The organism is Pantoea phyllosphaerae, from assembly GCF_051025595.1.
GTDB lineage: Bacteria > Pseudomonadota > Gammaproteobacteria > Enterobacterales > Enterobacteriaceae > Pantoea.
The window spans coordinates 39,654-65,027 of sequence record NZ_JBPFDE010000013.1; the positions used below are offsets into that span (position 1 = coordinate 39,654).

The window sequence follows — 25,374 nt, forward strand, 5'->3', positions numbered from 1 at the left end:
GCCACTCCTTGTGATTAAACGCGCGCCAGGCACGCTTCCACGCTCACCACTTCGGCAAAGCGGTTAACCAGTACGGTTTCGGTACGGTGAACCAGTTCGGCGCTGCTGAGGGTGACGCCGTTATGCGTCATCGGGAAGGTCAGCGTCGCCTCAGAGACAAACAGTACCTTAAAACCGAGATCGGACGCCACGCGCGCGGTGGTTTCGCAGCACTGTTCGGTGCGGATACCGCTAATAATCAGGGTATCGACTGAACGTTCCTGTAGCCAGGCGAGCAGGCCCGATTCGGTCAGGGCGTTATGCACCCGCTTCTGCACGCTGAAGGTCGCCTCGTGCTGCAAAAAGTCCATCCGCTTCACCCAGCCGGACGCCAGCGAAAAGGGGCCCTGCGGCGCGACGTGGAACACGTCCACCACCGGTATACCTTTCGCCTGACAGCCTTCGATCAGCGCGCTGATATGGCGCTGAAACGCCGGAACATCGGTTTCCTGCCAGAAGTCGCGGTGTAAAAAAGAGTGCTGAACGTCTATGACCAACAGTGCTGCCTGTGCCATTTTCGGCCTCCTGAGAAATGAATTCCTGCCCATCATGACGGGCATGACGCGCAGGAAGAAGGCCAAATCGGGACAAGATAGCGACAGGGCGGGACAGGCTACTGCATCAGCGGCGCCAGCTGCGCGTAGAGGCGGGCAAAGGTGTCACGCAGCGGCTGATAGCGCTGATGGCGCGCCGCATCGGGCTGATGGCGCTGTACCCGCGTTAAGGGGGGCAGCGTCGTCTGCGGTTCGATCGCCAGCTGCGCCAGCCGCGCCGCGCCCAGCGCCGGACCGACCTCGCCGCCCTGACAGTAGTCAAGCGTCTGGCCGCTGATATCCGCCAGCATCTGCCGCCACAGCGCGCTGCGCGCGCCGCCGCCGATCAGCATAATGCTGGAGGGCGCAACGCCGCACTCGTGCACCGCGTCCATGCCCTGCGCCAGCGCGTAGCCGACGCCTTCCAGCACCGCGCGCGCCAGCTCTGGCCGACCGTGCTGGTGCGTCAGGCCGAAAAAGACGCCTGTCGCCTGCGGGTTGTTGTGCGGCGTGCGCTCGCCGGAGAGGTAGGGCAGAAACCACAGCGGCGGCGCGTTTTCATCGGCGCGTTCCGCTTCCGCCAGCAGCTGCGGCACGTCGGCGCAGCCGGTCAGCGCCGCCGCCCAGTCAAGGCAGGCGGCGGCGCTGAGAATAACCGACATCAGATGCCAGCGCTGCGGCAGCGCATGGCAGAAGCTGTGCACCGCGCGCTGCGGGTTGCTGAGGTAGCCGTCGCTGACCACAAAATAGACGCCGGAGGTGCCGAGCGACAGCATACCCTGCCCCGGCTCGGTCATGCCGACGCCCACCGCGCCCGCGGCGTTGTCGCCGCCGCCCGCCACCAGCGGCACCGGCGGCATGTTCCAGCGCTCAGCTATCTCGCCGCTCAGCGAACCGGTAACACCATTGCCTTCGAACAGTCGCGGCATCTGGTCGCGCGTCAGGCCGCAGGCGTCGAGCATCTGGTCGCTCCAGTCGCGGCGCGCCACGTCCAGCCACATCGTGCCCGCCGCATCAGACATGTCGCTGGCGAAGTCGCCGCTCAGCCGCCAGCGCAGGTAATCTTTCGGCAGCAGCACCTTCGCCACCTGCTGAAAAATGTCGGGCTCATGCTGTTGCACCCACAGCAGTTTGGGCGCGGTAAAGCCGGGCATCATCAGATTGCCGGTGATCTGGCGCGATGCGGGCACGCGCTGCTCCAGCTCGCGGCACTGTTCACCGCTGCGCCCGTCGTTCCATAAAATGGCCGGGCGCAGTACGCGATGCGCGCTGTCCAGCAGCGTCGCGCCGTGCATCTGACCGCTCAGGCCGATGGCCTTCACCTCGCTGAGCGCATGCTGCTGCGCCAGCGTCTGCATTGCCTGGTCGGTCGCCAGCCACCAGCTTTCGGGATCCTGCTCGCTCCAGAGCGCGTGGGGACGCGATACCCGCAGCGGCGCGCTGCTGACCGCCGCTACCTCGCCCTGCGCATTCAGCAGCACCACCTTAACCCCGGACGTGCCTAAATCGATCCCGATATACATGCCTTGCTCCCGCTTATCTCAGAAATCATAAAGATAGTGGTTCACCAGATTCTCCAGCTGCTCCTGGCGACCGCTGTGATGCTGTGGATTGAACTGCTGCTGCTGAGCATGCGCCGCCAGCGAGGCGAGAGAAAACTCTCCTTTCAGGATTTGCTGGCCGAACTCACCATTCCAGCCGCTGTAGCGCTGCGCCACGCGCTGGTCCAGCTCGCCCGCTTCCACCATGCGCGCCGCCACTTTAAGCGCCAGCGCCAGGGTATCCATCGCGCCGATATGGCCGTAAAAGAGGTCATATTTGTCGGTGCTCTGGCGACGCACTTTGGCGTCGAAATTGAGGCCGCCGGTAGTGAAGCCGCCCGCTTTAATAATCTCGTAGAGCACCAGCGCGTTCTCTTCGACGCTGGTCGGGAACTGGTCGGTATCCCAGCCGCACTGAACGTCGCCGCGGTTAGCGTCCACCGAGCCGAAAATACCGAGCGCGATAGCGGTGGCGATCTCATGATGAAACGAATGGCCCGCCAGCGTAGCGTGGTTCGCCTCGACGTTGACCTTGATCTCTTTCTCCAGCCCGAACTGCTTCAGGAAGCCGTACACCGTCGCCACGTCATAATCATACTGATGTTTGGTCGGCTCCTGCGGCTTCGGCTCGATCAGCAGCGTGCCCTGGAAGCCGATTTTATGCTTATGCTCTACCACCATCTGCATAAAGCGGCCAATCTGCTCGCGCTCCTGACGCAGATCGGTATTAAGCAGGGTTTCATAACCTTCACGACCGCCCCACAGCACGTAATTTTCGCCGCCCAGCGTCTGTGTCGCCTGCATGGCACTGCAGACCTGGCTTGCCGCCCAGGCGAAGATTTCGGGATCGGGGCTGGTCGCCGCGCCAGCGCCGTAGCGCGGATGGGTAAAGCAGTTGGCGGTCCCCCACAGCAGCTTCACGCCGCTCTCCTGCTGTTTTTCCAGCAGCTTATCGGTCATTACCGCGAAATTTTCCTGATAGCTGCGCAGCGAATCCCCTTCTGGCGCAACGTCAACGTCGTGAAAGCAGTAGTAAGGCACGTTCAGCTTGTGAAAAAACTCAAACGCCACGTCCGCCTTCAGCTTCGCCAGCTGCAGCGCGTCGCCGCTCTTTTGCCAGGGACGGTCGAATGCGCCGACGCCAAACATATCCGCCCCGTTCCAGCAGAAGGTATGCCAGTAGCAGGCCGCGAAACGCAGGTGTTCGGCCATGGTTTTGCCGAGGATCACCTCGTCAGGATTGTAATGACGAAAAGCCAGTGGATTAGTGCTCTTTACCCCTTCAAAACGAACGCGTTCGATCTGGTCGAAATAGGCGTGCATGTTTCGCTCCTCAGCGTGAAAATCTGGACAGTCGGCCGTGAGCCTTTATATTGCTTGCGCCTTTTCCGCTGGCTCAATTACGATATTTCACACCACGCTTGAGATAATTAATATTTGTGCGCCCGTTCTCAAATTAATAATTCAGCCGGGCTAATTTGTCCTCCACCGCTCTTAAAAGCGTTAAATCTCGATCCCGCTCATAAAAACAGAAATAAACCAAAAAACGTAATCGCCGGATAAAAATCAGTAATTGATGTTGCCGGAAAGCCAGGTCAACAATTCAACCGCCTGGACTCATGCGATAACGACAACCGCCTCAACCTACAGACAGGATGACACCATGAAAATGAAACTTACGCTGTTAGCCGCCTGCGCCGCGCTGGCGCTTTTCAGCCACGCCGGCGCAGCGAAAGAAGTGAAGATCGGCATGGCGATTGACGACCTGCGCCTGGAGCGCTGGCAAAAAGATCGCGACATCTTCGTTAAGCAGGCGGAATCGCAGGGCGCGAAAGTGTTTGTGCAGTCGGCCAACGGCAATGAAGAGACGCAAATGTCGCAAATAGAAAATATGATCAACCGCGGCGTCGATGTGCTGGTGATCATTCCCTATAACGGCCAGGTATTAAGCAACGTCGTCGCTGAAGCGAAACGCGAAGGCATTAAAGTGCTGGCCTATGATCGTATGATAAATAACGCGGATATCGATTTTTATATTTCGTTCGATAATGAAAAAGTCGGCGAACTACAGGCGGAAAGTATTGTTAAGCAGGTGCCAAAAGGAAACTATTTTCTGATGGGCGGATCGCCGGTGGATAATAACGCGCATCTGTTTCGTGCCGGTCAGATGAAGGTGTTAAAACCCTACATCGACAACGGCAGCATTAAAGTCGTCGGCGATCAGTGGGTTGACGCCTGGCTGCCGGAAAACGCGCTGAAAATCATGGAAAACGCCCTGACCGCCAACAGCAATCACATCGACGCTGTCGTCGCCTCCAACGACGCCACGGCAGGCGGCGCGATCCAGGCGCTCAGCGCGCAGGGGCTGGCGGGCAAAGTCGCCATTTCCGGTCAGGATGCCGATCTCGCCGCCATCAAGCGCATCATCAACGGCACGCAAACCATGACGGTGTATAAGCCGATTACCCAGCTCGCCACCGAAGCCGCCAACATCGCCATCGAACTCGGCAACGGCAAAACGCCCGCCAGCAACGGCAAGCTGAATAACGGCCTGAAAGAGGTGCCGTCGCGCCTGCTGACGCCGATCCCGGTCAATAAAGAGAACATCGACAGCACCGTGGTGAAAGACGGTTTCCATAAAAAGAGCGAGCTCTGAGCGCGCGCGGCCGCGAAGAGGAGAGATCGATGCTGCTGGAAATGAACAACATCACCAAGCGTTTCGGCGCGGTGAAGGCGCTGGATAACGTCAGCCTGCGGCTGGACAGCGGCGAAGTGATGTCGCTGTGCGGCGAAAACGGTTCGGGCAAATCCACGCTGATGAAAATTCTGTGCGGGCTCTACCCGCACGGTGAATTCGAGGGCGAGATTCAGTTTGCCGGAGACAAGATTCAGGCGCAGAGCATCCGTGATACCGAACGCCGGGGCATTGTGATTATCCATCAGGAGCTGGCGCTGGTGCGGCAGCTGACGGTCATGGAGAACATCTTTCTTGGCGCGGAGCTGGGCCGCTTCGGCATCGTCGACGACGAAACCATGACGCTGCGCTGTCAGCAGCTGCTGGCGCGGGTCAGGCTCGACGTCTCGCCCAACGCCCGGGTCGGCGATCTGGGCCTGGGGCAGCAGCAGCTGGTCGAAATCGCCCGCGCGCTGAATAAGCAGGTGCGGCTGCTGATCCTCGATGAGCCGACCTCGTCGCTGACCGAGCGTGAAACCGAGGTGCTGCTGAGCATTATCAACAACCTGCGCGATCATGGCATCGCCTGCATCTACATCTCCCACAAGCTGAACGAGGTGAAAGCGATCTCCGATACCATCTGCGTTATCCGCGACGGCAACCCCATCGCCACCCGGCCAGCCGCCGGACTTAGCGAGGATGACATCATTACCATGATGGTGGGACGCGAGCTGACCGCGCTCTATCCGCATCAGCGGCACGCCATCGGCGACACCGTGCTGCGCGTTGAACACCTTACCGCCTGGCATCCGGTTAACCGGCACATATGCCGCGTCAGTGACGTCTCCTTCACTCTGAAGCGCGGCGAGATCCTCGGCATCGCCGGGCTGGTCGGCGCTGGCCGCACCGAGACGGTCCAGTGCCTGTTCGGCGTCTGGCCGGGGCGCTGGCAGGGCGATATCTGGATTAATGATAAGAAAGTGCAGATTCGCGACTGTCAGCAGGCGATGGCCCAGGGCATCGCCATGGTGCCGGAGGATCGCAAAAAAGATGGCATTGTGCCGCTGATGGGCGTCGGCAAAAACATTACCCTCGCGGCGCTGGATCAGTTCAGCCGCCGCTTCGCGCCGCTGGACGAGACGCGCGAGCAGCACGTTATTAATGACGCTATCGCGCGGCTGCGGGTCAAAACCTCGTCGCCGGAGCTGCCGATCGGCCGACTGAGCGGCGGCAACCAGCAGAAGGCGATTATCGCCAAATGTCTGCTGCTGAACCCGCAGATCCTGATCCTCGATGAGCCAACACGCGGTATCGACGTCGGCGCGCGCCAGGAGATCTACCAGCTGATCAACAGCCTGGTGCAGCAGGGGATCGCCGTGATCGTCATCTCATCCGAACTTCCTGAAGTGCTGGGCCTGAGCGATCGCGTTCTGGTGATGCACGAAGGGCGCATCAAAGCCGATCTGATAAACAACAACCTGACACAGGAGCAAGTGATGGAAGCGGCCCTGCGGAGTGAACATTATGCTTAAAACCGAAAGTCGTCAGGGCACGCTGCCGGGCGCGCCGTCGCCGGGAAAATTCTCGCTGCCCAACCTGCAGGTGCTGGTAATGCTGGGCGCCATTCTGGTTATCGCCCTGTTTTTCACCTGGACCACCGACGGGGCGTGGCTCAGCCCGCGCAACGTCTCGAACCTGCTGCGGCAGACCGCGATTACCGGCATTCTGGCGGTCGGCATGGTGTTCGTCATTATTTCGGCAGAGATCGATCTGTCGGTAGGCTCGATGATGGGCCTGCTGGGCGGCGCGGCGGCGATTTTCGACGTCTGGCTCGGCTGGCCGCTGCCGCTGACCATCGCGGTGACGCTGCTGATGGGGCTGCTGCTGGGCACCTGGAACGGCTGGTGGGTCGCCTACCGCAAAGTGCCGTCGTTTATCGTTACGCTGGCTGGCATGCTGGCGTTCCGCGGCATTCTGGTAGGGATCACCAACGGCACCACGGTTGCGCCGACCACACCGGCTATGTCGCAGATCGGGCAGAGCTATCTTCCAGACGGCGTCGGCTTCGGTTTCGGCATCGCCGGTCTGGCGCTGTTTATGCTGTGGCAGTGGCGGCTGCGGCTGCGCCGTCAGCAGCTCGGCCTGACGCAGTCCGCCGCCAGCGGCACCGTGGCGCGCCAGGCGCTTACCGCGGTGCTGGTGCTGGGCGCAATCTGGCTATTGAATGACTACCGCGGCGTGCCGACGCCGGTGCTGCTGCTGGCGCTGCTGCTGCTGGGCGGCATGTTTATGGCGACGCGCACCGCCTTTGGCCGCCGCATTTACGCCATCGGCGGCAATCTGGACGCCGCGCGGCTCTCGGGCATTAACGTGGCGCGCACTAAGCTGGCGGTGTTCGCCATCAACGGCGTGATGGTGGCGATCGCTGGGCTGATCCTCAGCTCGCGCCTCGGCGCTGGCTCGCCGTCGGCGGGCAATATCGCCGAGCTGGACGCCATCGCCGCCTGCGTCATCGGCGGCACCAGCCTGGCGGGCGGCGTGGGGTCGGTCGCGGGCGCGGTCATGGGCGCTTTTATTATGGCCTCGCTGGATAACGGCATGAGCATGATGGACGTGCCCACCTTCTGGCAGTACATCGTCAAAGGGGCAATTCTGCTGCTGGCGGTGTGGATGGATACCGCCACGCGCCGCCGGGTCTGATCGCGTCGGAGATCACAACCTGGCGCAAACAATTTCTGCTGTTCATCCGGCCGTGCTATGCATTGCGCTGGGATTCAGGAGAGCGCGCCACTATGCATGAAAAACGCTATCGCATTACGTTGCTGTTCAATGCCAATAAGGTCTACGACCGTCAGGTGGTAGAGGGTGTCGGCGAGTATTTACAGGCGTCGCAGACCGACTGGGATATTTTTATCGAGGAGGATTTCCGCTGCCGCATCGACAATATCCGCGAATGGCTGGGCGATGGCGTGATTGCCGACTATGACGACAGCTCGATCGAGCAGCTGCTGGCAAACGTCGAGGTGCCGATTGTCGGCGTGGGCGGCTCTTACCATCGCCAGCAGGATTATCCGCCGGTGCACTATATCGCCACCGACAACGCGGCGCTGGTGGAGAGCGCCTTTCTTCATCTCAAAGAGAAGGGCATCAACCGCTTCGCCTTTTACGGACTGCCCGCCTCCAGCGGCAAGCGCTGGGCGCAGGAGCGCGAACACGCCTTTCGTCAGCTGGTGCAGCGCGAACGCTATCAGGGCGTGGTCTATCAGGGCATGCATACCGCGCCGGAAAACTGGCAGCATGCGCAGAACCGGCTGGCCGACTGGCTGCAAACGCTGCCGCAGCAGACCGGCATTATTGCGGTCACCGACGCCCGTGCGCGTCATCTGCTACAGGCCTGCGAATATCTTAAAATTCCGGTGCCGGAAAAGCTGAGCGTGATCGGCATCGACAATGAAGAGCTGACGCGCTACCTGTCGCGCGTCGCGCTCTCGTCGGTGGCGCAGGGCACGCGGCAGATGGGCTATCAGGCCGCCAAACTGCTGCATCGCCTGCTGGACAAACAGCCGCTGCCGCTGCAGCGCATTCTGGTGCCACCCATGAAAGTGATCGCCCGGCGCTCGACCGATTTCCGCTCGCTGCGCGATCCGGCGGTGATTCAGGCTATGCACTATATCCGCTTTAACGCCTGCAAAGGCATCAAGGTCGAGCAGGTGCTGGATGCGATCGGCCTGTCGCGTTCTAATCTGGAGAAACGCTTTCGCGATGAAACCGGCGATACCATTCACGCCATGATCCACCGCGAGAAACTGGAAAAAGCGCGCGAGCTGCTGGCCTCCTCCTCGCTGAACATCAATGAAATTTCACAGATGTGCGGCTACCCTTCGCTGCAATATTTTTATTCGGTGTTTAAGAAAAGCTATGCCAGCACGCCAAAAGAGTACCGACAGCATCACGGCGAAAGCCTGATGTAAAATGGCGGTGGCGTGTTAAAGGCGTCTCTCTTTATCCCTGACGTTGCTCATACTGCTCAATCACCGCCAGCGACAGCCCTACCGCCGGATCGAGACGCGTCTGTAAAAAATGCAGCGTGGTGTTCTGGAAGATGAAGGCTGGCGTACTGGACGCAATCCGTTTGCGCACCGTGTCGCAAAATGTCGGGTGCACATTCCAGGGCGCGTCGATAATAATCGTGGCCGGATTGAGCAGCAGGATAATCTGGCTCATCGCCTTAGCGAGAAAACCGCCCGCCTGCTGCATCACCTCATCCACGACTTTCGGCGCCTCGTCACGCGTCTGCCAGTTTAAACCGGGACATCGCTGAGCCAGCTGCTGCTCTATCGCTGGTTTGCTGAGCAGCGCTTCGGCGCACCCCTGACGTCCGCAGCGACAGCGCGGGCCGTCCGGCTGCACGCTAAGGTGTCCCGCTTCGCCCGCCGTCCAGCTGTTGCCAGTCACCACTTCACCCTGCTGCACCAGCGCGCCGCCCATGCCTTCGGCAATCCGCAGGTAGAAGTGGCTGCCCGCCGCTCTCAGCCCGAGCTGATGCACCGCCAGCAGCGCCGAAGCCTTGACGTTATTCATCACGCGCAGCGGCACGGTGACCTTTTGTCTGACCGGCGTCAGCAGATCGACATCCTGCCAGCCGAGATGGGTCGAAAGGTGCATCCAGCCGCGATCGGGATCGACGATGCCGGGAAAGCCGAGCCCGATGCCCAGCAGCTGCGGATGCTTCTCCACCAGGTCGCCGCACAGGCTCGCCACCTCATCCAGCAGCTTTTTAGGGTTAGCGGTATCGATGCGGCGCGTCTGCTCCACCATCACCTGCGAAAAGTAGTCGCAGACGCGCCAGTAAATGGCGTTGCGCTCCACCATCACGCCCGCGCTTTTCAGCTGTTCCGGGCGCAGGGCGATCTCAATTTTTGGACGTCCGGCAGCGCCTGCGCTAATCGTCCCCAGCTCCTGAAGCAGCGACCTTTCCAGCAGTTCGTCTACGATCAGCGACACCGTATTTTTGCTGAGCGACAAGATGTGGGCTAAATCCTGACGCGACGTTACGCGCAGCCGGCGAAGCTGCGTCATCACGCGCTTCTGGTTGTTAAGTCTGAGTAGTGCAGGGCCTTTACCTGTATTCATTACAGCGTTCACCTGACGGACAACATATCTTTCAGTGTAACAGCGCCAGGATGCCTCTTATCTGGCACTTTTGGGCGCTGTTTCACACAAGTCACAGCAGAGGGCGGCGGAGAAAAATCAGCGGTAAAAAAACCGGGTCGCGCCCGGTTTCTGGTAAGAGAAAATTAATATTCGTCGCCGCGTACCCGGCTACGGTAGCTTTCCCAGTCGAAGCGCACCCACATGCTGTTGCCGAGGCGCATGCGGTCCATCACGCGCTCGCCCAGCAGGCTATTCATACCGGCGGGATCGAGGTTAGAGAGCATGCCGGTTGGGCGTTTCGATGAAGAGCGGCGGTCAACGATCTGGTTGATTATCACCTTTTCATAACGCGACTCGCTCTGCATGCCAATCTCATCAATTACCAGCAGATCGACGCTGCTGAGATCCTGCAGCAGTCGCTCTTCGGTAATATCGCTGCCGCCGCTGAAGGTGCCTTTCATGCTCGACATCAGGTCTGCGACGGTGACGATCAGCACGCTTTTGCCGCGCAGGATCAGATCGTTGCCGATCGCCGCTGCCAGATGGTTTTTGCCGGTGCCGGGACGCCCGGAAAAGACGAAGCTGGCGATGCTGCCCTCAAAATCGTCCGCATACTGGCGCGCCATCATCAGGGCTCTGCGCTGCCCTTCATTCTCGACGCGATAATTATCGAACGAGCAGTTCATATGCAGCTCGCGAATGCCGGAGCGTCCCATCACGCGCTGCATTTTCATCGCGCGGTTCTCACGCACGATAGACTCCGAACGCAGGCGGCCCTGCTCCTGGTTCCAGGCCAGCAGCTCTTCACCGCTGGTGAATTTTGGCTGGACGTTGGCGGGCATCATCTTTTTTAGACGGCTGAACAGATCGGTCGGCGTTTTCATCACTCACCTCGAAACCCATCGGGAATGTTGTAATCAGTATTGCTGATTTGCGTGATATCGCGTTTGGGCTGGCCGCCGCTGGCCGCGCGGTTCATCTGCACGCTGCGCGCCAGCTTTTGCTGCCACTGCACATGGTGGAACAGACGGCCTTCCGCCTGCCAGTAGGCGACGAACGCGGCCAGCTCGGCAGGCGTTACCGGCTCGCTCAGGGCCACGCCCCAGATAGCGGCCTGGCGCTGAAAATCGGCGTCGGGCTGCCAGCCAGCATACATTGCGAACTTACCCGCTGGCGTCGGCAGAGAGGCTGGCAGGTCGTCATATAAGCTGTCGTCCAGCGTTACGTCACTGGGATGCGCCGCCGCCGCCTCCAGCGCGAGCAGATGCGCCAGCCGCTCGGGCGTCACGGCGTAAAACGCCGGCGCGTAGTTATCCAGCACCGCCAGCGTGCCGTTTTCCGCCTGCTGAAGTGCCTGACGCGGATCCTGACGGAAGGCGTCCAGACCAATAAGCGTAGAAGTAAGAATTTTGACTGACATGATGAAACCTGACGTTGACCTGCACGCTGCGCCGGCAGAGCACCGGCGCACAAGTCTTTATTGTACCTTTTTTGGCGTCCTGGATCGCCATAAAAGGCGTCTGTCAGGAGGACCAGGAGGCGGACTCTGCGGAAAGGGCCGTCTGAAGCGGTTCGGCGGCTTCTGCCCGGACGCGCGCCGGGCGGGTTTGCCACAGATAGCGCGCTGAGGCGAGCCAGCAGATGCTGTAGCCCAGCAGCTCGGTGCCTTCTTCGGCGATATTTTTTACGACGCGGTTGTAGCCGTCCAGCATCAGGTGTTGCCACAGCTGATGCATGCCGAAAAGCCGGGAGAACACCAGTACAATCAGCATGCCGCTGGCGGTCATCAGCCAGCAGCGATCCGTCACGAAGGCAACCAGCCCGTCCAGCGTGCTGCGCGGCGACCGCAGCGCCATCGCCAGACAGGCCGCAGCGGTCGCCAGCGCGAACCACACCCAGCTGCCGTGTTCGACGACGTCGAATACAAAGTCCAGCTCGCGGATTAGCATACAGCTGTAGAAACCGCCGATCAGGATCAGCGCGCCGCGCTGCGTGGGACGCCGATATGCCGACCAGAAAAACATCGCCGCGACGGAGGCGAGCATCACTTCCTGCAGCGTCTCCGTAATCGACGTTTCATGCAGGGCGTTGTTCATCCAGTTTACGTCGATATAGATGCCCGACATCATCAGCACAAGGAACAGTGTTGCAAATAAAAAAGCCGCGCATTCACGGCCGAGGATTGAAATTTGTTCGCGCATATTATTACCGATATTATGATTAGCGCGCTTATTATATGGGGTTACCTACCCGCCCTTTCTCATTTTATGCCCCATGTTAAAAACTGGCGCTAACGCCGAGGCTGTAAATAAACTGCTCGCCGCTGCTTTGCGCGTCGTTTTGCGAAAAGGCCGCGAACGCCGCGACGTTGTGATTTAGCGGCATCTGCGCGCCCACGCTGACGTCGACCCAGCTCGCTTCGCGCGCGGTCGGATCGACCGGTGAGCGATCGCGCGACTCCTCAATCAGGCTATCGCCGGGCTGATAGCTATAGCTAAGCTGCGCGTAAGGCGCAATCGCGCCCAGTCGGGTATCGACCCGCCAGCCTAACGTCGCGACATCATCGCGGCTGAAGTTACACTGCGGACAGCTAAGCGGGGCCGTCGCAGGCGCATACTGCGCCACCGGCCCGGTCGTCAGTGACGCGCCCAGCGGCATCTCCCAGCCGGCGCTGTAGCGTGTGCCGGTTGATACCGGCTCGGCGCGCAGCGTAAAGGCGGAGAGGGGCGAATTGAGCGCGGCGTCCAGAAAGTTCATCCCCGCGTCGCTGCCGACGATCAGATGATTTCGGGAAATCTTTTCCGCAAGGATAGTGTCGTAATCGGGACGATCGCGCACGCGCTCGCCCGGCGATGACAGGGTCTCGCCGCTCCAGGCAAACCGGGGCGTCACAGAACAAAAAAGCAACGCACTACTCAGCCCCAGCGCCGCAAGGCGCTGGCTGGCACACTGACTTTTCTGCAACATGAAAAACTCCAGACAAAGCTGAAGAGAACGATCGGCGCTATTCAGGAAACGGTTTTATCACGCCTGCTGTTTAACTATTAACCGGCTAATCGTAAGATCAAGCAACGTCACAAAATTTTCTCTTTATCAGGATAAAGAACATGCAACGATGCGGCTGGGTCACTCAGGACCCGCTTTACCTCGCCTACCACGATCGGGAGTGGGGCATTGCGCAAAACGATAAGCAGGCGCTGTTTGAGATGCTCTGCCTGGAAGGTCAGCAGGCGGGGCTCTCCTGGATTACCGTCCTGAAAAAGCGAGAGCATTATCGCCGCGCTTTTCACGCCTTCGATCCTCAGGCGGTGGGCTTAATGGATGAGGAAGATCTGGCGTGCCTGATGCAGGAGAGCGGCCTGATACGCCATCGCGGCAAGCTCGCCGCCATTATCGGCAACGCACGCGCTTATCTGGCGATGGAAGCAAAAGGTGAAGATTTCGCGCGCTTCGTGTGGAGTTTTGTCGATAACCAGCCGCTTGTGCATCGCTATGCCCACTACAAGGAGGCGCCGACCACTTCAGAGCAGGCTATCGCGCTGTCGAAGGCCTTAAAGCAGCGTGGTTTTAAATTCGTCGGCCCGACAATTTGCCACTCCTTTATGCAGGCCTGCGGGCTAATCAGCGATCATCAAACAGACTGTTTTTGCCATCCTGACAACCTTTTAGGTGTAAACCAGGCAAAATAAGAGTTTCCCTCACTCCTTCTCTCTTTTAAAGCGGCATAATCTCGCCGCTTTAAAGACGTAATGTCTTTGTTTGATTTAGGGAATGAGCATGTATAAAAAATCGTTTTCACTTTGCCTGTTACTGAGCGGCAGTCTGGTACTGTCAGGTTGTACCGTTAATCCATACACCAACGAATCCCAGGCCGGGAAATCTGGCATCGGCGCGGGCCTCGGTGCGCTGATGGGCGCTGGCGTCGGCGTTCTCTCCTCATCGAAGAAAGATCGCGGTAAGGGCGCGCTGATTGGCGCGGCGTCCGGCGCGGCGCTGGGCGGCGGCATCGGCTACTACATGGATGTGCAGGAAGCCAAACTGCGTGAAAAAATGCGCGGCACCGGCGTCAGCGTGACGCGTCAGGGCGACAACATCGTGCTGAATATGCCGAATAACGTCACCTTCGACTCCAGCAGCAGCAGCCTGAAAGCGGCGGGCGCCAATACCCTGACCGGCGTGGCCATGGTGCTGAAAGAGTATCCGAAAACCGCGGTAAACGTCGTGGGTTACACCGACAGCACCGGCTCGCGCGCGCTAAATATGCGTCTGTCGCAGCAGCGCGCTGAGAGCGTCGCTGCTGCGCTGATTACCCAGGGCGTCGCGGCGGATCGTCTGCGCACCCAGGGTCTGGGTCCAGATAATCCGGTCGCCACCAACAGCACCGAAGCAGGCAAGGCGCAAAACCGCCGCGTGGAAATTACGCTTAGCCCGATCGGCTAAGGTGAAAACGCCCCGCACAGGGGCGTTTTCGTCGCAGCACCGTTTTTTGGCCTTTTTACGCGCTTTTTCCAACGAAAAAGAGCGGATGCTACGCAACCTGTAGTGCCAAAACAGACTTTATGTTAGCGTAAAAAAAACGTGTTCAGCGAGTTGTCCAGCATGTCACTAAAAGCCATTGCCCGCGAGTTAGGGCTCTCCGTTACCACGGTTAGCCGGGCGTTAAACGGCTATGAGGATGTGGCGGAGGAGACCCGTAAACGCGTTGAAGCAGAAGCGCAGCGACGCGGCTATCGTCCCAATGCCGCCGCGCGTCGTCTGAAAACCGGCCGCGCCAATGCGGTAGGCCTGGTTTTCCCTGTCAGCACCTCACCCATCAGCGACTGCCGCTTCAGCGAAATGCTGCTGACGCTCGATCAGCGCCTGGCGCAGAAAGAGATCGACCTGGTACTGCTGGTGGACAAGCCCCATGAAGGGCCGCGCTCCCTGATGCGTCTGTTGCGTAGCCGGGTGCTGGATGCGCTCATCGTCACCCATACCCAGCCGCAGGATGAACGCCTGCTCAGCCTGCAGCAGAAAAACTTTCGCTTTATCGCGCTCGGCCGCAGCGATCTGCCCCAGCCTTACGCCTGGCTCGACGTCGATCACCACCACGGCTCGCGGCTGGCGGTCGAAGCCTGCCTCCAGCAGGGAGTGACGCGCATCGCCTGGCTGGGCAGCGACGAAAACACCACCTTTGTTCGCGACCGCCGTCAGGGTTTCCTCGACGCGATGGGCGCCGTTGCGCCGTTCGATATCGTCGCCGTGCCGCCGTCGCGCCGCGTCGGCTATCAGCAAACCGCCGCCTGGCTGGCGCGGGATACCGCGCTCCAGGCGATTATTGCCGACAGCAGCGCGCTGGCGGAGGGCGCAGCGCTGGCGGTGCAGCAGGCTAACCGGCTTCACGGCAGCGAGGCGATTCGCCTCTACGCCTGGGAGGGCCTGCCGCGCGAAGCGATCGTCGAGGCGCCGGTGGTCGCCATCCGTCAGGCCTCGGATCGCGAAACCGGCGACCAGCTTGCCGATCTGGTGGTGCAGATGCTTGACGGCGCGCCGCTGGCAGGACTTCAGCTGTTGCGTCAGCCCTGGCTGGATAGCGCGCTGCGCTGATCGCACTTTTTGCGACGGGCCGCGCCTGTGCTAGTCTCTGCCTGTTTCTCTTTTTGCAGGTACCCACATGAAGAACAGACCGCCTCGCGCCACCATTAGCGATGTCGCTCGCAGCGCGCGAACCGGTAAAACCAGCGTGTCTCGCTATCTCAACGGCGAGCAGCATCTTCTTTCCGCCGATTTAAAGTCCCGCATTGAACAGGCGATCGCCGAGCTCGACTATCGCCCCAGCCAGATGGCGCGCGGGCTAAAGCGCGGCCGCACGCGACTCATCGGGCTGATTATCGCAGACATCACCAACCCCTATTCCGTCGACGTGATGTGCGGCATCGAAGCCGCCTGCCGCGAGCGCGGCTTTACGCTGCTGATGTGCAATACCAACAATGAATTGGATCTGGAGCAGCACTATCTGCAGCTGCTGAGCAGCTATCAGGTAGAGGGCGTGGTGGTGAATGCCGTTGGCATGCGCGAAGAAGCGCTGAACCGCCTGCAGCAGTCGCTGCTGCCGATGGTGCTGATCGACCGAAAAATTCCCGATTTTGCCTGCGATGTCGTCGGCCTGAATAACGCCGAAGCCGCGGAGATTGCTACGCAGCATCTGCTTGATAACGGCTATGAAGCGCTGCTGTTTTTGAGCGAGCCGCTGGGCAGCGTTAATACGCGCCGCGAACGCCTGCAGGCATTCCGTCAGCGCCTTGCCGCCTGGCCGCAGATTGCCCATGAGAACGCCGAGGTGCCGCTGCATCAGCCTGCGGCGCTGGATGCGCTGCTGCTGGACTACGCGCGGCGCCAGCGCGGAAAGCGCGCGGCGGTGATGGTGGCGAACGGCGCCATGACGCTGCAGGTTGCGCGTGCGATGCAGCGCGTCGGCCTGCGCTGGGGCGAAAATATCGGCCTGCTCGGCTTCGACGAGCTGGAGTGGGCCGCGCTGGCTGGCGTCGGCATCACCACGCTCCGCCAGCCCACGTGGCAAATCGGCTATGCGGCGCTGGAGCGGCTGATCGCCCGCATTGATGGCAGTGCCGGGCCCGCCGCCGAACAGGTTTTCTCTGGCGAGCTGGTGGTGCGCGGCTCCAGCCGGCCCCTCGCCTGATCCCCCTTCTTTTCTCTCCCTCGTGCTCGCTTCGTGAGCACGATCATAGTTTCAGCCTCTGCCTCTTTGCTTTGGAACCGGTTCCAACTAACGTTTTCTCTGTAAATTTTGCTTAATGCGCATTCCAGGGGTAACGATGAACGCTGAAATTATTGTGGTGACCGCCGCCTACGGACAACAGCAGGTCGCTTCGCTGGGCGGTCAGCAGGCGCTGCTGCCGCTGATCCAGCAGGCCGGTGCCGACGGCGTCGAAATCCGCCGCGAACTCTTCGACAGCGCGGCGCTCGCCAGCCTGCCTGCGCTGGCCCAGGCTATCGAGCAACATCAGCTGCGCGCCAGCTACTCGGTGCCCGACACGCTGTTTTGTGACGACGGCGCGCTAAATCCCCAGCTGGAGAGCTACCTTAAAGAAGCGCTGCAGCTGAACGCGCAGCGTCTCAAGCTGGCGCTAGGCGGATTCAACGGCGAGCTGCACGGCGCGGATTTACGCGCGCTTGCCGAGCGCTATCCGGTGGAGCTGGCGGTAGAAAACGATCAAACCGATAACGGCAAGCTCGCGCCTTCGCTGCGTTTTTTCCAGGCGGCGGAGCAGGCGAACCTGCCGGTAACGATGACATTCGATATGGGCAACTGGCTCTGGACGCAGGAGAACGCGCAGGTGGCGGCGACGCAGCTTGGGCGCTTCGTGCGCTATATTCACGTCAAGGCGGCCGAGCCGCACGGCGACAGCTATCGCGCGGTGGCGCTGGACGAAGAGAAAGCGGACTGGCGCGACCTGCTGCGCCAGCTGCCAGCCCATGCGCCGCGCGGCATCGAATTCCCGCTGGAAGGCGAGGATCTGCTGGCGGTAACCCGCCGCTACGTGTCGCTGCTGCGCACGCTGTAAGGAGAGAAGATGACTACTCTGCATAACGGCGCGCTGGACGTCGTCACCATCGGCGAGGCGATGGCGATGTTCGTGGCGCGTGAAACCGGCGATCTCGCCGCCGCTGAAACTTTTATCAAGCGGGCGGCGGGCGCGGAGCTTAACGTCGCTATCGGCCTGGCGCGTCTCGGTCTGAAGGTCGGCTGGGTCAGCCGCGTCGGCGACGACAGCTTCGGCCGCTTTATCTGCCAGGTGCTGGAGAGCGAAGGCGTCGATCGCCGTCAGGTGACGAAAGATGCGCGCTACCCCACCGGTTTTCAGCTGAAATCCAAAGTCGACGACGGCTCCGATCCGCTGGTGGAATATTTCCGCAAAGGCTCCGCCGCCAGCCATCTTTCCGTCGAGGATTTTAACAGCGACTACTTCGGCGGCGCGCGCCATCTGCATCTCAGCGGCGTCGCGGCGGCGCTCTCTGACAGCTCGCTGGCGCTGCTGAAACACAGCGCGAAAGAGATGCGCGCACGCGGCAAAACCATCTCTTTCGATCCTAATTTGCGGCCGGTGCTGTGGCGCAGCGAAGAGGAGATGCGCCAGCAGCTCAACCACCTGGCGGAGTACGCCGACTGGGTGCTGCCGGGCGAAAAAGAGGGCTATATCCTGACCGGCTACCGCCAGCCGGAAGCGATCGCCGATTTCTACCTCGATAAAGGGGTGAAAGCGGTGGTGATTAAAACCGGCTGCGACGGTGCCTGGTATAAAACCGCCCAGGGTGAGCAGGGTCAGGTTGAGGCGATCCGCGTCGAGAACGTGGTGGACACCGTTGGCGCGGGCGACGGTTTCGCCGTTGGCGTAATCAGCGCGCTGCTGGAAGGGAAAACGCTGCCGCAGGCGATTAAGCGCGGCAACAGAATCGGTTCGCTGGCGATTCAGGTGATCGGCGACAGCGAAGGGCTGCCCACACGCAGCGAGTTAGGCGATTTCTAAGCCTGCATCCGAACCGCAATATCAGAGGAGAACCGCATGAAAACGCAGACAATCGCGCCGAAACGCTGGTGGTATATCATGCCCATCGTGTTTATCACCTACAGCCTGGCCTATCTGGATCGCGCAAACTTTAGCTTCGCCTCTGCCGCCGGCATCAACGACGACCTGGGCATCACCAAGGGCATGTCCTCGCTGCTGGGCGCGCTCTTCTTTCTCGGCTACTTCTTTTTCCAGATCCCCGGCGCGGTCTATGCCGAACGCCGCAGCGTAAAAAAACTGATTTTCTGGTGCCTGGTGCTGTGGGGCGTCTGCGCGTCGCTAACCGGCGTGGTCAGCAACATCCCGATGCTGGCGGCGATCCGCTTCGCGCTCGGGGTGGTGGAAGCGGCAGTGATGCCCGCGATGCTGATCTATATCAGCAACTGGTTCACCAAATCGGAGCGCTCGCGCGCCAACACCTTTCTGATCCTCGGCAACCCGGTGACGGTGCTCTGGATGTCGGTGGTCTCTGGTTATCTGATCGACGCGTTCGGCTGGCGCGAAATGTTTATCATCGAAGGGATTCCGGCGGTGATCTGGGCCGTTGCCTGGTGGTTTATGGTGCAGGATAAGCCTGAGCAGTCGCGCTGGATGAGCAGCGAAGAGAAAGCCGCGCTCGCCGCCCAGCTGAAAAAAGAGCAGGAGAATATCAAGGCGGTGCGCAACTACAGCGAGGCGTTCCGCAACCGCAACGTTATTCTGCTCTGCATGCAATATTTCGCCTGGAGCATCGGCGTCTACGGTTTCGTGCTGTGGCTGCCGTCGATTCTGCGCAACGGCACGCAGATGGGCATGGTAGAAGCGGGCTGGCTGTCGGCGGTGCCCTATCTGGCAGCGACCATCGCCATGATCGTCGTCTCCTGGGCGTCGGACAAAATGCAGAACCGCAAGCTCTTTGTCTGGCCGCTGCTGCTGATCGGCGCGCTGGCGTTCCTCGGCTCTTATCTGGTCGGCTCTGACAATTTCTGGCTCTCTTACGCGCTGCTGGTAATTGCGGGCGGCGCCATGTATGCGCCTTACGGTCCCTTCTTCGCCATCATTCCGGAAATGCTGCCGCGCAACGTTTCAGGCGGCGCGATGGCGCTGATCAACAGCATGGGCGCGCTGGGTTCGTTCGTCGGTTCCTGGATTGTCGGCTATCTTAATGGAGCGACGGGTAGTCCGGCGGCCTCCTATATCTTTATGGGCGCAGCGCTGCTGGTCTCGGTGTGGCTGACGCTCATCGTCAAGCCCGCCGAAAACAAAACGCCGCCGCTGCACGGCGCGAAACACGCCTGAAAGCGTAAGCGCTGACCCTCTTCTCCGGGCGACCTGCGTGTCGCCCGTCACACGTTTTACAGGGAGCGAACGATGAAACCATCCGTGATTCTGTATAAAAGCCTGCCGGACGATCTGCGCGCCCGGCTCGACGCCCATTTCAGCGTAACCGAAATCAAAGATCTGTCGCCGGAGAGCCAGCAGCAGCACGCTGACGCGCTGGCGCAGGCCGAAGGGCTGATTGGTTCCGGCGGCAAGGTCGATGGCGAACTGCTGGCGAAAATGCCAAAGCTGCGCGCCTGTTCGACCGTATCGGTCGGTTACGATAACTTCGACGTCGAGGCGCTTAACCAGCGTCATGTGCTGCTGATGCATACGCCGACGGTGCTGACCGAAACGGTGGCCGACACCATGATGGCGCTGGTGCTGAGCAGCGCGCGCCGCGTAACCGAGCTGGACGCGTGGGTGAAAGCGGGCCAGTGGAACAAAAGTATCGGGCCGGACAAATTCGGCATCGACGTGCACCACAAGACCCTCGGCATTCTCGGCATGGGCCGCATCGGCATGGCGCTGGCGCAGCGCGCGCACTTCGGCTTCGGCATGAAGGTGCTCTACAACGCGCGCCGCGAACATGAAGAGGCGCAGTCGCGCTTTAGTGCGCAGCGCTGCGACCTGGAGACGCTGCTGAAAGAGAGCGACTTTGTCTGCATCAGCCTGCCGCTGACTGAGCAGACGCACCATATGATCAGCGCGGCGCAGCTAAAGCTGATGAAGCCGAGCGCCATCCTGATCAACGCCGGACGCGGTCCGGTGGTGGACGAAGAGGCGCTGATCGCCGCGCTGAAAGCGGGCACCATCCACGCGGCGGGCCTGGATGTGTTTGAGCAGGAGCCGCTGACCGCATCGCCGCTCTTCTCGCTGCCTAACGTGGTGGCGCTGCCGCACATCGGATCCGCCACGCATGAGACGCGCTACGGCATGGCGCAGGATGCGGTGGAGAACCTGATCGCCGCGTTAACCGGCAAGGTGGAAAAGAACTGCGTTAACCCAGACATTCTCAAGTAATCCGCCCTTCCCATTGCGCCCGCCGCTGGCGGGCGTTATCGTTGATTCCCCATTCGTCACATGTTGTTAACGTCTATATATGTCTTTTTCTCAGTTCGGCGACAAATTTACCCAGCACACCGGCATTTCACGTCTGATGGAAGATATGGGCGCAGGGCTGCGCACGCCCGGCACCATTATGCTCGGCGGCGGCAATCCGGCGCAGATCCCGGCGATGAATGACTATTTTCAGCAGCTGCTGCAGCAGATGCATGACGAGGGCAAGCTGAGCGAAGCGCTCTGCAACTATGACGGCCCGCGCGGCAAGGCCACGCTGCTCAACGCGCTGGCGACGCTGCTCAGCAGCGAGCTGGGCTGGCCCGTGACCGCAAACAATATCGCCCTGACCAACGGCAGCCAGAGCGCCTTTTTCTATCTGTTTAACCTGTTCGCCGGTCACCGCGCCGACGGCAGTAAAAAGCGCGTGCTCTTTCCGCTGGCGCCGGAATACCTGGGCTATGCCGATGCCGGACTGGACGAAGGGCTGTTCGTTTCGGCCAAGCCCAATATTGAGCTGCTGCCGGAAGGCCAGTTTAAGTATCACGTCGATTTTGAACATCTGCCGATGCATGACGATATCGGCCTGATCTGCGTATCGCGCCCCACCAACCCGACCGGCAACGTGGTGACTGACGACGAACTGATGCAGCTTGACGCGCTGGCGCAGCAGCACGATGTGCCGCTGCTGATCGATAACGCCTACGGCGTGCCTTTCCCCGGCATTATTTTCAGCGACGCGCGCCCGCTGTGGAATCCCAATATTATTCTCTGCATGAGCCTGTCTAAGCTCGGCCTGCCCGGCGCGCGCTGCGGCATTATTGTCGCCGACGAAAAGACCATCGGCGCCATCAGCAATATGAACGGCATTATCAGCCTGGCGCCAGGCAGCATTGGCCCCGCTATCGCCGCCGAGATGATCCAGCGCGGCGATCTGCTGCGGCTGTCGGAAGAGGTGATTAAGCCTTTCTATCAGGCCAAGGTGACCGAAACCATTGCCATTCTTCGCCGCTATCTGTCGCAGGAGCGCTGTCTGATCCACAAGCCAGAAGGCGCAATTTTCCTCTGGCTGTGGTTCCGCGATCTGCCGATCAGCACCGAGGCGCTCTACCAGCGGCTTAAGGCGCGCGGCGTTCTGATGGTGCCGGGACACTTTTTCTTTCCCGGTCTGGAGCAGGCGTGGCCGCACACCCACCAGTGCATGCGCATGAACTATGTGCCGGACGCCGGGAAGATTGAGCGCGCGGTGCAGATTCTGGCGGAAGAGGTTGAAAAGGCGTTTGCGGATCAGCGGTAATTCGCGGTCTTAGAGGCGCGCCGGTTCGACCGGCGCTCACTCCTCTTTCGCCTCCAGCAGCGACGCCCGGCACCACTGCGCCAGCTGGCGGATCGCCTGCTCGACCTCTTCATTCCAGCCGAAACCGGCGTTAAGCCGAAAACAGTGATCGTAGCGATCGTCGGTGGCGAAAATATGGCCCGGCGCGATGCCGATGCCGGCGTTGCGCGCCTTGAGAAACAGCGCACGCACGTTGAGCGCGCGGTGCGGCATCTCGACCCACAGCACATAACCGCCCTCGGGATCCGAAACGCGCGTGCCCGCCGGAAACTCGCGCAGCAGCGACTGACGCATCTGCTGAATCTGTCCGGCCAGCTCGCGCCGCAGCTTGCGCAGATGCGCGTCATAGCCGCCGCTGCGCAGCAGCTCGGCAATCGCCGCCTGCGACAGGGTCGAGGTGCCCATGGTCGAGGTGTATTTCAGCGACGCGATCTTGCGCATGTAGTTGACGCTGTGCACCCAGCCAATGCGAATGCCGGGCGCAACGGTTTTGGAAAAGCCGCTGCACAGAATGGCGTTAGGGCTAAAGGCGCGCATCGGAAAAGGCCGCCGTTCGCCGAACGCGGTATCGCCAAAAATATCATCTTCGACGATCACCACATCATTTTCATCGGCCTGGCGGGCGATATAGGCCTTCTGTTCGTTGGGGATCGATTTGCCGAGCGGATTGTTGACGTTGCTGATGGTAAGAAAGGCCTGCACCGCCCTGCGGCGGAACAGCGCGGTAAGCTTTTCGACGTCGACGTAGCCCTCCGGCCCGGCGTCGACCTCAATGACGCGCAGATTAAGATTATGCAGCATCTGCAGCAGCACGAAGTAGCAGGGCGACTCCACCGCCACCACATCGCCGGGCCTGAGCGTGGCGCGCAGCGACAGCGACACCGCCTCAATGCAGCCGTTGGTGATAAGAATATCGTCGGCGCTGATGGTGCAGCCATACTCCACCGCGCGACGCGCGATTTCATGCTTCAGCGGCAGATAGCCGGTGCCTTTAACGGTGTTGCCCAACAGCGCCGGTTTGCTGTATCCCATCTGGCGCATCAGCAGCCCAATCTTTTTCACCGGATAGAGCGAGCTGTCGCCGTTCGCCAGGTCGAGACGAACGCGACACTCCGAGCCGAGGATCGCCAGGTGCATCTCCGTCTGTTCATCCAGCGGTGCCACCAGCCGCGGCTGCGCCAGCGTCGTCGGCGCTACCTCTTTGTGCGCCAGACGCGGCGCGACGAAAAAGCCCGATTTCGGCTTCGCCACCGCAAAACGCTCATCCTCCAGCGTGCGCAGCGTTTTCAGCGCGGTCGTCAGGCTGACGCTGTACTGCGTCGCCAGCGTGCGTACCGAGGGCAACCGGCTGTCGGGCAGCAGCGATCCGCTGCGGATAGCCTGCTTGATCTGCTCGGCTATCTGGCGGTAACGACTGCTCTGACTCTCCTGCTCGTCCGTTTCACCGGGCATCTGTTCCACCCTATATCGTACTGATCTGTGCGTATTCAAGAGAGTACATTCAAAGTACTTTAGGCTGCATCTCTTAATTATTGATGACGCGTGGCCGCTCCGCTTTCGGCGTCCGGCGCCCTGTCGTCTGCCTGCATTTCGGCATTCATTGCTACACCGCTTAATGGCCTGTTTTTCATGGAATCAGTAGGTTCCATGCATTTAAACGAATTTATCAGCCAAAGGAAAACGCGAAAAATGAATAATCTGTCCACCATGATGAGAGAAATCGAAGGCTATCTGACGCCAGCAATCATCGATTCTGCTAAACGGTGCTCTCATCGCCTGCTTGCCGCGCTGCCGGATAGCGAGCAGCTGTCGCGCAATCGCGTTCTGCTTGCCTACGGCGGTGGGAAAGACAGCAGCTATATGGTGACCTATGTGCGTTACATTCAGGGGTTAATCTGGCAGCAGCGCGGTGACACCTTTCTGCTGCGCATCAGCACCAACCGCCACGCCGCCATGAGCGACAGCGTGATGGAGAATATCGACCGCGTTTACCGCGCGCTGGCTATTCACCATGACGCCTTCGTCGAGAGCCTGATCGTCGACGGCCAGCAGATCCGCCCTTTCGAACGTCATCTCTCCCTGCCCGAGCCTGTGCGCCAGCAAAACCGCAGCGACGTGCTGATGAACGGCCACCGCTTTCGCGCTGACGCGCGCTCAACCTTCTGCAACGCCTGCAACCTCAGCATGGTCAACTCGTTTGGCCTGGCGGCGCACTATAACGGCGGCGTGGACATGATTATCACCGGCGATTCGCCCCAGGAGCAGACCGCCTATGTCGCGTGGGCGCGGCACCTGTCGCGCCTGTTCGAGGCGCCAGCGGCGGAGAAAGATCGGGGCTTTCGCGGCTTTTTGCAGACGCTCGATGGCGTCGCCCATCGCTACTCGGCCGCTATCCATGGCGAGGCGGCGGTCACGCCCGCACGCCGCATCATGCATCAGCTGACGCGCGATCCGCTGTTCTTTAATATCTATCAGGACACCGCCTACGAAGCTGGCGCGCACTGGGCGCTGCTCAACGACTTTATGCGTTTCCGCTTCGACCCGCTGATGTTCAGCTTTTCCGAATCGGACTGCGGCAACCCGACGCTGATGGCGCACATTCGCGGCCTGCGCGCGGAAACCCTGCTGCAGCGCAGCTACGCAGAAGGCATCCGCGAATATGTCCGCTTTGCGCTGGGGCTGATGGCGCAGAAAGCCTTTCCGCCGCAGCTGATCGCCGAGATGGCGGCGCGCTATCAGGACGGGGCCGCTATCGAACAGCAGCGCCAGCGCGCGGCACGCTTTGCCGTCGAGGCGTTCGGCCTCGACGAAACCCAGCTGGTTTGCATGATCTATTCGCCCTTTATCGCCCAGGGCAGCCAGCTGCATAGCTGGCTGACGCAGCAGCAGATCGGGCTGGATGAGGTGGCGATTCGCCAGCTGCTTGCCGGCAAGCGCGACGACGCGGCGCTGGCGCAGCGGCTCGGCCAGCTTTCCGGACTGGACATCGATCAGTTACGTCACTGCTGGCAGAGCCGCCAGGTCAGCTCGCTGCTGGAGGGCAAAAGCGCCGATCCGCTGTCGCGCGTGCTGCGCTTCGATCCGCATAAGGCGGTGATTCAGGTAAATCACGGCGTCCTGCAGGATACCGTGACCGAAGTGATCTCCGGGCGCTGATCCCGGTAAGGCGAGG

General features: G+C 60.6%; 23 protein-coding genes. 14 read left to right on the forward strand and 9 right to left on the reverse strand.

The genetic code is table 11. The features are described from left to right. Window positions 1-14 precede the first annotated feature (14 nt). The 3 genes from ACR6A7_RS16465 to xylA all read right to left on the reverse strand — a co-directional run bounded on the left by ACR6A7_RS16465 (window position 15) and on the right by xylA (window position 3,436). Window positions 15-554, reverse strand: a complete 540-nt coding sequence (locus ACR6A7_RS16465) for an isochorismatase family protein (RefSeq protein WP_434126143.1) — start codon at window positions 552-554, stop codon at window positions 15-17. Window positions 555-652: 98 nt separating this feature from the next. Continuing rightward, window positions 653-2,095, reverse strand: a complete 1,443-nt coding sequence (gene xylB / locus ACR6A7_RS16470; RefSeq protein WP_434126144.1) for a xylulokinase — start codon at window positions 2,093-2,095, stop codon at window positions 653-655. Between the two features lie 18 nt (window positions 2,096-2,113). After that, complete coding sequence (xylA, locus tag ACR6A7_RS16475; RefSeq protein ID WP_434126146.1) at window positions 2,114-3,436, reverse strand: xylose isomerase; 1,323 nt, start codon at window positions 3,434-3,436, stop codon at window positions 2,114-2,116. 340 nt (window positions 3,437-3,776) lie between these two features. On the opposite strand from xylA, the gene xylF reads away from it, so the two are divergent. From xylF to xylR, 4 genes are all read left to right on the forward strand, one after another. Continuing rightward, window positions 3,777-4,769 (forward strand): D-xylose ABC transporter substrate-binding protein, encoded by a 993-nt coding sequence (gene xylF, locus ACR6A7_RS16480; RefSeq protein WP_434126147.1) that lies wholly within the window; start codon window positions 3,777-3,779, stop codon window positions 4,767-4,769. 29 nt (window positions 4,770-4,798) lie between these two features. Beyond that, on the forward strand, window positions 4,799-6,319 hold the full coding sequence (locus ACR6A7_RS16485) for a xylose ABC transporter ATP-binding protein (protein WP_434126148.1): 1,521 nt from the start codon (window positions 4,799-4,801) through the stop codon (window positions 6,317-6,319). Further along, window positions 6,312-7,487 carry a xylose ABC transporter permease XylH gene (gene xylH / locus ACR6A7_RS16490; RefSeq protein WP_434126149.1) on the forward strand — a complete coding sequence of 392 codons (1,176 nt, stop codon included), beginning with the start codon at window positions 6,312-6,314 and terminating at the stop codon, window positions 7,485-7,487. The genes ACR6A7_RS16485 and xylH overlap by 8 nt, the downstream gene beginning before the upstream one ends. A 92-nt stretch (window positions 7,488-7,579) precedes the next feature. Further along, entirely contained in the window at window positions 7,580-8,758 is a 1,179-nt protein-coding gene (xylR, locus tag ACR6A7_RS16495) for a D-xylose utilization transcriptional activator XylR (protein WP_434126150.1), read from the forward strand. A 31-nt stretch (window positions 8,759-8,789) separates the two neighbouring features. On the opposite strand, the gene ACR6A7_RS16500 is transcribed toward xylR, so the two are convergent. The 5 genes from ACR6A7_RS16500 to ACR6A7_RS16520 all read right to left on the reverse strand — a co-directional run bounded on the left by ACR6A7_RS16500 (window position 8,790) and on the right by ACR6A7_RS16520 (window position 12,908). Next, the gene (locus tag ACR6A7_RS16500; protein WP_434126151.1) at window positions 8,790-9,866 is read right to left on the reverse strand and encodes an ROK family protein; all 1,077 of its coding nucleotides are present in this window, start codon (window positions 9,864-9,866) and stop codon (window positions 8,790-8,792) included. A gap of 218 nt (window positions 9,867-10,084) precedes the next feature. After that, the gene (gene dnaC / locus ACR6A7_RS16505; protein ID WP_434126153.1) at window positions 10,085-10,825 is read right to left on the reverse strand and encodes a replicative helicase loader DnaC; all 741 of its coding nucleotides are present in this window, start codon (window positions 10,823-10,825) and stop codon (window positions 10,085-10,087) included. Continuing rightward, complete coding sequence (gene dnaT, locus ACR6A7_RS16510) at window positions 10,825-11,361, reverse strand: primosomal protein DnaT (protein ID WP_277268681.1); 537 nt, start codon at window positions 11,359-11,361, stop codon at window positions 10,825-10,827. The genes dnaC and dnaT overlap by 1 nt, the downstream gene beginning before the upstream one ends. Window positions 11,362-11,464: 103 nt before the next feature. Further along, entirely contained in the window at window positions 11,465-12,142 is a 678-nt protein-coding gene (locus tag ACR6A7_RS16515; protein ID WP_434126154.1) for a hypothetical protein, read from the reverse strand. A 76-nt stretch (window positions 12,143-12,218) separates the two neighbouring features. After that, entirely contained in the window at window positions 12,219-12,908 is a 690-nt protein-coding gene (locus ACR6A7_RS16520; RefSeq protein WP_434126155.1) for an autotransporter, read from the reverse strand. Window positions 12,909-13,048: 140 nt separating this feature from the next. Between ACR6A7_RS16520 and ACR6A7_RS16525 the strand changes: the two genes are divergently transcribed. The 9 genes from ACR6A7_RS16525 to ACR6A7_RS16565 all read left to right on the forward strand — a co-directional run bounded on the left by ACR6A7_RS16525 (window position 13,049) and on the right by ACR6A7_RS16565 (window position 22,163). After that, window positions 13,049-13,630, forward strand: a complete 582-nt coding sequence (locus ACR6A7_RS16525) for a DNA-3-methyladenine glycosylase I (protein ID WP_434126157.1) — start codon at window positions 13,049-13,051, stop codon at window positions 13,628-13,630. A gap of 88 nt (window positions 13,631-13,718) precedes the next feature. After that, window positions 13,719-14,381 carry an OmpA family lipoprotein gene (locus tag ACR6A7_RS16530; protein WP_033793031.1) on the forward strand — a complete coding sequence of 221 codons (663 nt, stop codon included), beginning with the start codon at window positions 13,719-13,721 and terminating at the stop codon, window positions 14,379-14,381. A 159-nt stretch (window positions 14,382-14,540) separates the two neighbouring features. Then, window positions 14,541-15,527, forward strand: coding sequence for a LacI family DNA-binding transcriptional regulator (locus ACR6A7_RS16535; protein ID WP_434126159.1), 987 nt, complete (start codon window positions 14,541-14,543; stop codon window positions 15,525-15,527). 67 nt (window positions 15,528-15,594) lie between these two features. Next, window positions 15,595-16,620, forward strand: a complete 1,026-nt coding sequence (locus ACR6A7_RS16540; RefSeq protein WP_434126161.1) for a LacI family DNA-binding transcriptional regulator — start codon at window positions 15,595-15,597, stop codon at window positions 16,618-16,620. 136 nt (window positions 16,621-16,756) lie between these two features. Next, window positions 16,757-17,506: a sugar phosphate isomerase/epimerase family protein gene (locus ACR6A7_RS16545; protein ID WP_434126163.1), complete on the forward strand. Its 750-nt coding sequence runs from the start codon at window positions 16,757-16,759 to the stop codon at window positions 17,504-17,506. A 9-nt stretch (window positions 17,507-17,515) separates the two neighbouring features. Beyond that, on the forward strand, window positions 17,516-18,469 hold the full coding sequence (locus tag ACR6A7_RS16550; RefSeq protein WP_434126164.1) for a sugar kinase: 954 nt from the start codon (window positions 17,516-17,518) through the stop codon (window positions 18,467-18,469). 36 nt (window positions 18,470-18,505) lie between these two features. After that, window positions 18,506-19,786: an MFS transporter gene (locus tag ACR6A7_RS16555; RefSeq protein WP_434126165.1), complete on the forward strand. Its 1,281-nt coding sequence runs from the start codon at window positions 18,506-18,508 to the stop codon at window positions 19,784-19,786. Window positions 19,787-19,858: 72 nt separating this feature from the next. Next, on the forward strand, window positions 19,859-20,830 hold the full coding sequence (gene ghrB / locus ACR6A7_RS16560; RefSeq protein WP_434126167.1) for a glyoxylate/hydroxypyruvate reductase GhrB: 972 nt from the start codon (window positions 19,859-19,861) through the stop codon (window positions 20,828-20,830). 79 nt (window positions 20,831-20,909) lie between these two features. Next, window positions 20,910-22,163, forward strand: coding sequence for a valine--pyruvate transaminase (locus ACR6A7_RS16565; protein ID WP_434126169.1), 1,254 nt, complete (start codon window positions 20,910-20,912; stop codon window positions 22,161-22,163). Between the two features lie 36 nt (window positions 22,164-22,199). On the opposite strand, the gene ACR6A7_RS16570 is transcribed toward ACR6A7_RS16565, so the two are convergent. Continuing rightward, entirely contained in the window at window positions 22,200-23,654 is a 1,455-nt protein-coding gene (locus tag ACR6A7_RS16570; RefSeq protein ID WP_434126170.1) for an aminotransferase-like domain-containing protein, read from the reverse strand. 237 nt (window positions 23,655-23,891) lie between these two features. Between ACR6A7_RS16570 and ACR6A7_RS16575 the strand changes: the two genes are divergently transcribed. Further along, window positions 23,892-25,358 carry a hypothetical protein gene (locus ACR6A7_RS16575; protein WP_434126171.1) on the forward strand — a complete coding sequence of 489 codons (1,467 nt, stop codon included), beginning with the start codon at window positions 23,892-23,894 and terminating at the stop codon, window positions 25,356-25,358. The last annotated feature ends 16 nt before the right edge of the window (window positions 25,359-25,374 follow it).

Bases quoted from the DNA above. Each gene is read 5' to 3' on its own strand.
- ACR6A7_RS16485 (WP_434126148.1), top strand. From the start codon at position 4,799: ATGCTGCTGGAAATGAACAACATCACCAAGCGTTTCGGCGCGGTGAAG.
- ACR6A7_RS16525 (WP_434126157.1), top strand. From the start codon at position 13,049: ATGCAACGATGCGGCTGGGTCACTCAGGACCCGCTTTACCTCGCCTAC.
- ghrB (WP_434126167.1), top strand. From the start codon at position 19,859: ATGAAACCATCCGTGATTCTGTATAAAAGCCTGCCGGACGATCTGCGC.
- xylB (WP_434126144.1), bottom strand. From the start codon at position 2,095: ATGTATATCGGGATCGATTTAGGCACGTCCGGGGTTAAGGTGGTGCTG.
- ACR6A7_RS16570 (WP_434126170.1), bottom strand. From the start codon at position 23,654: ATGCCCGGTGAAACGGACGAGCAGGAGAGTCAGAGCAGTCGTTACCGC.
- ACR6A7_RS16575 (WP_434126171.1), top strand. From the start codon at position 23,892: ATGAATAATCTGTCCACCATGATGAGAGAAATCGAAGGCTATCTGACG.
- ACR6A7_RS16545 (WP_434126163.1), top strand. From the start codon at position 16,757: ATGAACGCTGAAATTATTGTGGTGACCGCCGCCTACGGACAACAGCAG.
- dnaC (WP_434126153.1), bottom strand. From the start codon at position 10,825: ATGAAAACGCCGACCGATCTGTTCAGCCGTCTAAAAAAGATGATGCCC.
- ACR6A7_RS16465 (WP_434126143.1), bottom strand. From the start codon at position 554: ATGGCACAGGCAGCACTGTTGGTCATAGACGTTCAGCACTCTTTTTTA.
- ACR6A7_RS16515 (WP_434126154.1), bottom strand. From the start codon at position 12,142: ATGCGCGAACAAATTTCAATCCTCGGCCGTGAATGCGCGGCTTTTTTA.
- ACR6A7_RS16500 (WP_434126151.1), bottom strand. From the start codon at position 9,866: ATGACGCAGCTTCGCCGGCTGCGCGTAACGTCGCGTCAGGATTTAGCC.
- dnaT (WP_277268681.1), bottom strand. From the start codon at position 11,361: ATGTCAGTCAAAATTCTTACTTCTACGCTTATTGGTCTGGACGCCTTC.
- ACR6A7_RS16540 (WP_434126161.1), top strand. From the start codon at position 15,595: ATGAAGAACAGACCGCCTCGCGCCACCATTAGCGATGTCGCTCGCAGC.
- xylR (WP_434126150.1), top strand. From the start codon at position 7,580: ATGCATGAAAAACGCTATCGCATTACGTTGCTGTTCAATGCCAATAAG.
- xylF (WP_434126147.1), top strand. From the start codon at position 3,777: ATGAAAATGAAACTTACGCTGTTAGCCGCCTGCGCCGCGCTGGCGCTT.
- ACR6A7_RS16520 (WP_434126155.1), bottom strand. From the start codon at position 12,908: ATGTTGCAGAAAAGTCAGTGTGCCAGCCAGCGCCTTGCGGCGCTGGGG.
- ACR6A7_RS16530 (WP_033793031.1), top strand. From the start codon at position 13,719: ATGTATAAAAAATCGTTTTCACTTTGCCTGTTACTGAGCGGCAGTCTG.
- ACR6A7_RS16535 (WP_434126159.1), top strand. From the start codon at position 14,541: ATGTCACTAAAAGCCATTGCCCGCGAGTTAGGGCTCTCCGTTACCACG.
- xylH (WP_434126149.1), top strand. From the start codon at position 6,312: ATGCTTAAAACCGAAAGTCGTCAGGGCACGCTGCCGGGCGCGCCGTCG.
- ACR6A7_RS16550 (WP_434126164.1), top strand. From the start codon at position 17,516: ATGACTACTCTGCATAACGGCGCGCTGGACGTCGTCACCATCGGCGAG.
- ACR6A7_RS16565 (WP_434126169.1), top strand. From the start codon at position 20,910: ATGTCTTTTTCTCAGTTCGGCGACAAATTTACCCAGCACACCGGCATT.
- xylA (WP_434126146.1), bottom strand. From the start codon at position 3,436: ATGCACGCCTATTTCGACCAGATCGAACGCGTTCGTTTTGAAGGGGTA.
- ACR6A7_RS16555 (WP_434126165.1), top strand. From the start codon at position 18,506: ATGAAAACGCAGACAATCGCGCCGAAACGCTGGTGGTATATCATGCCC.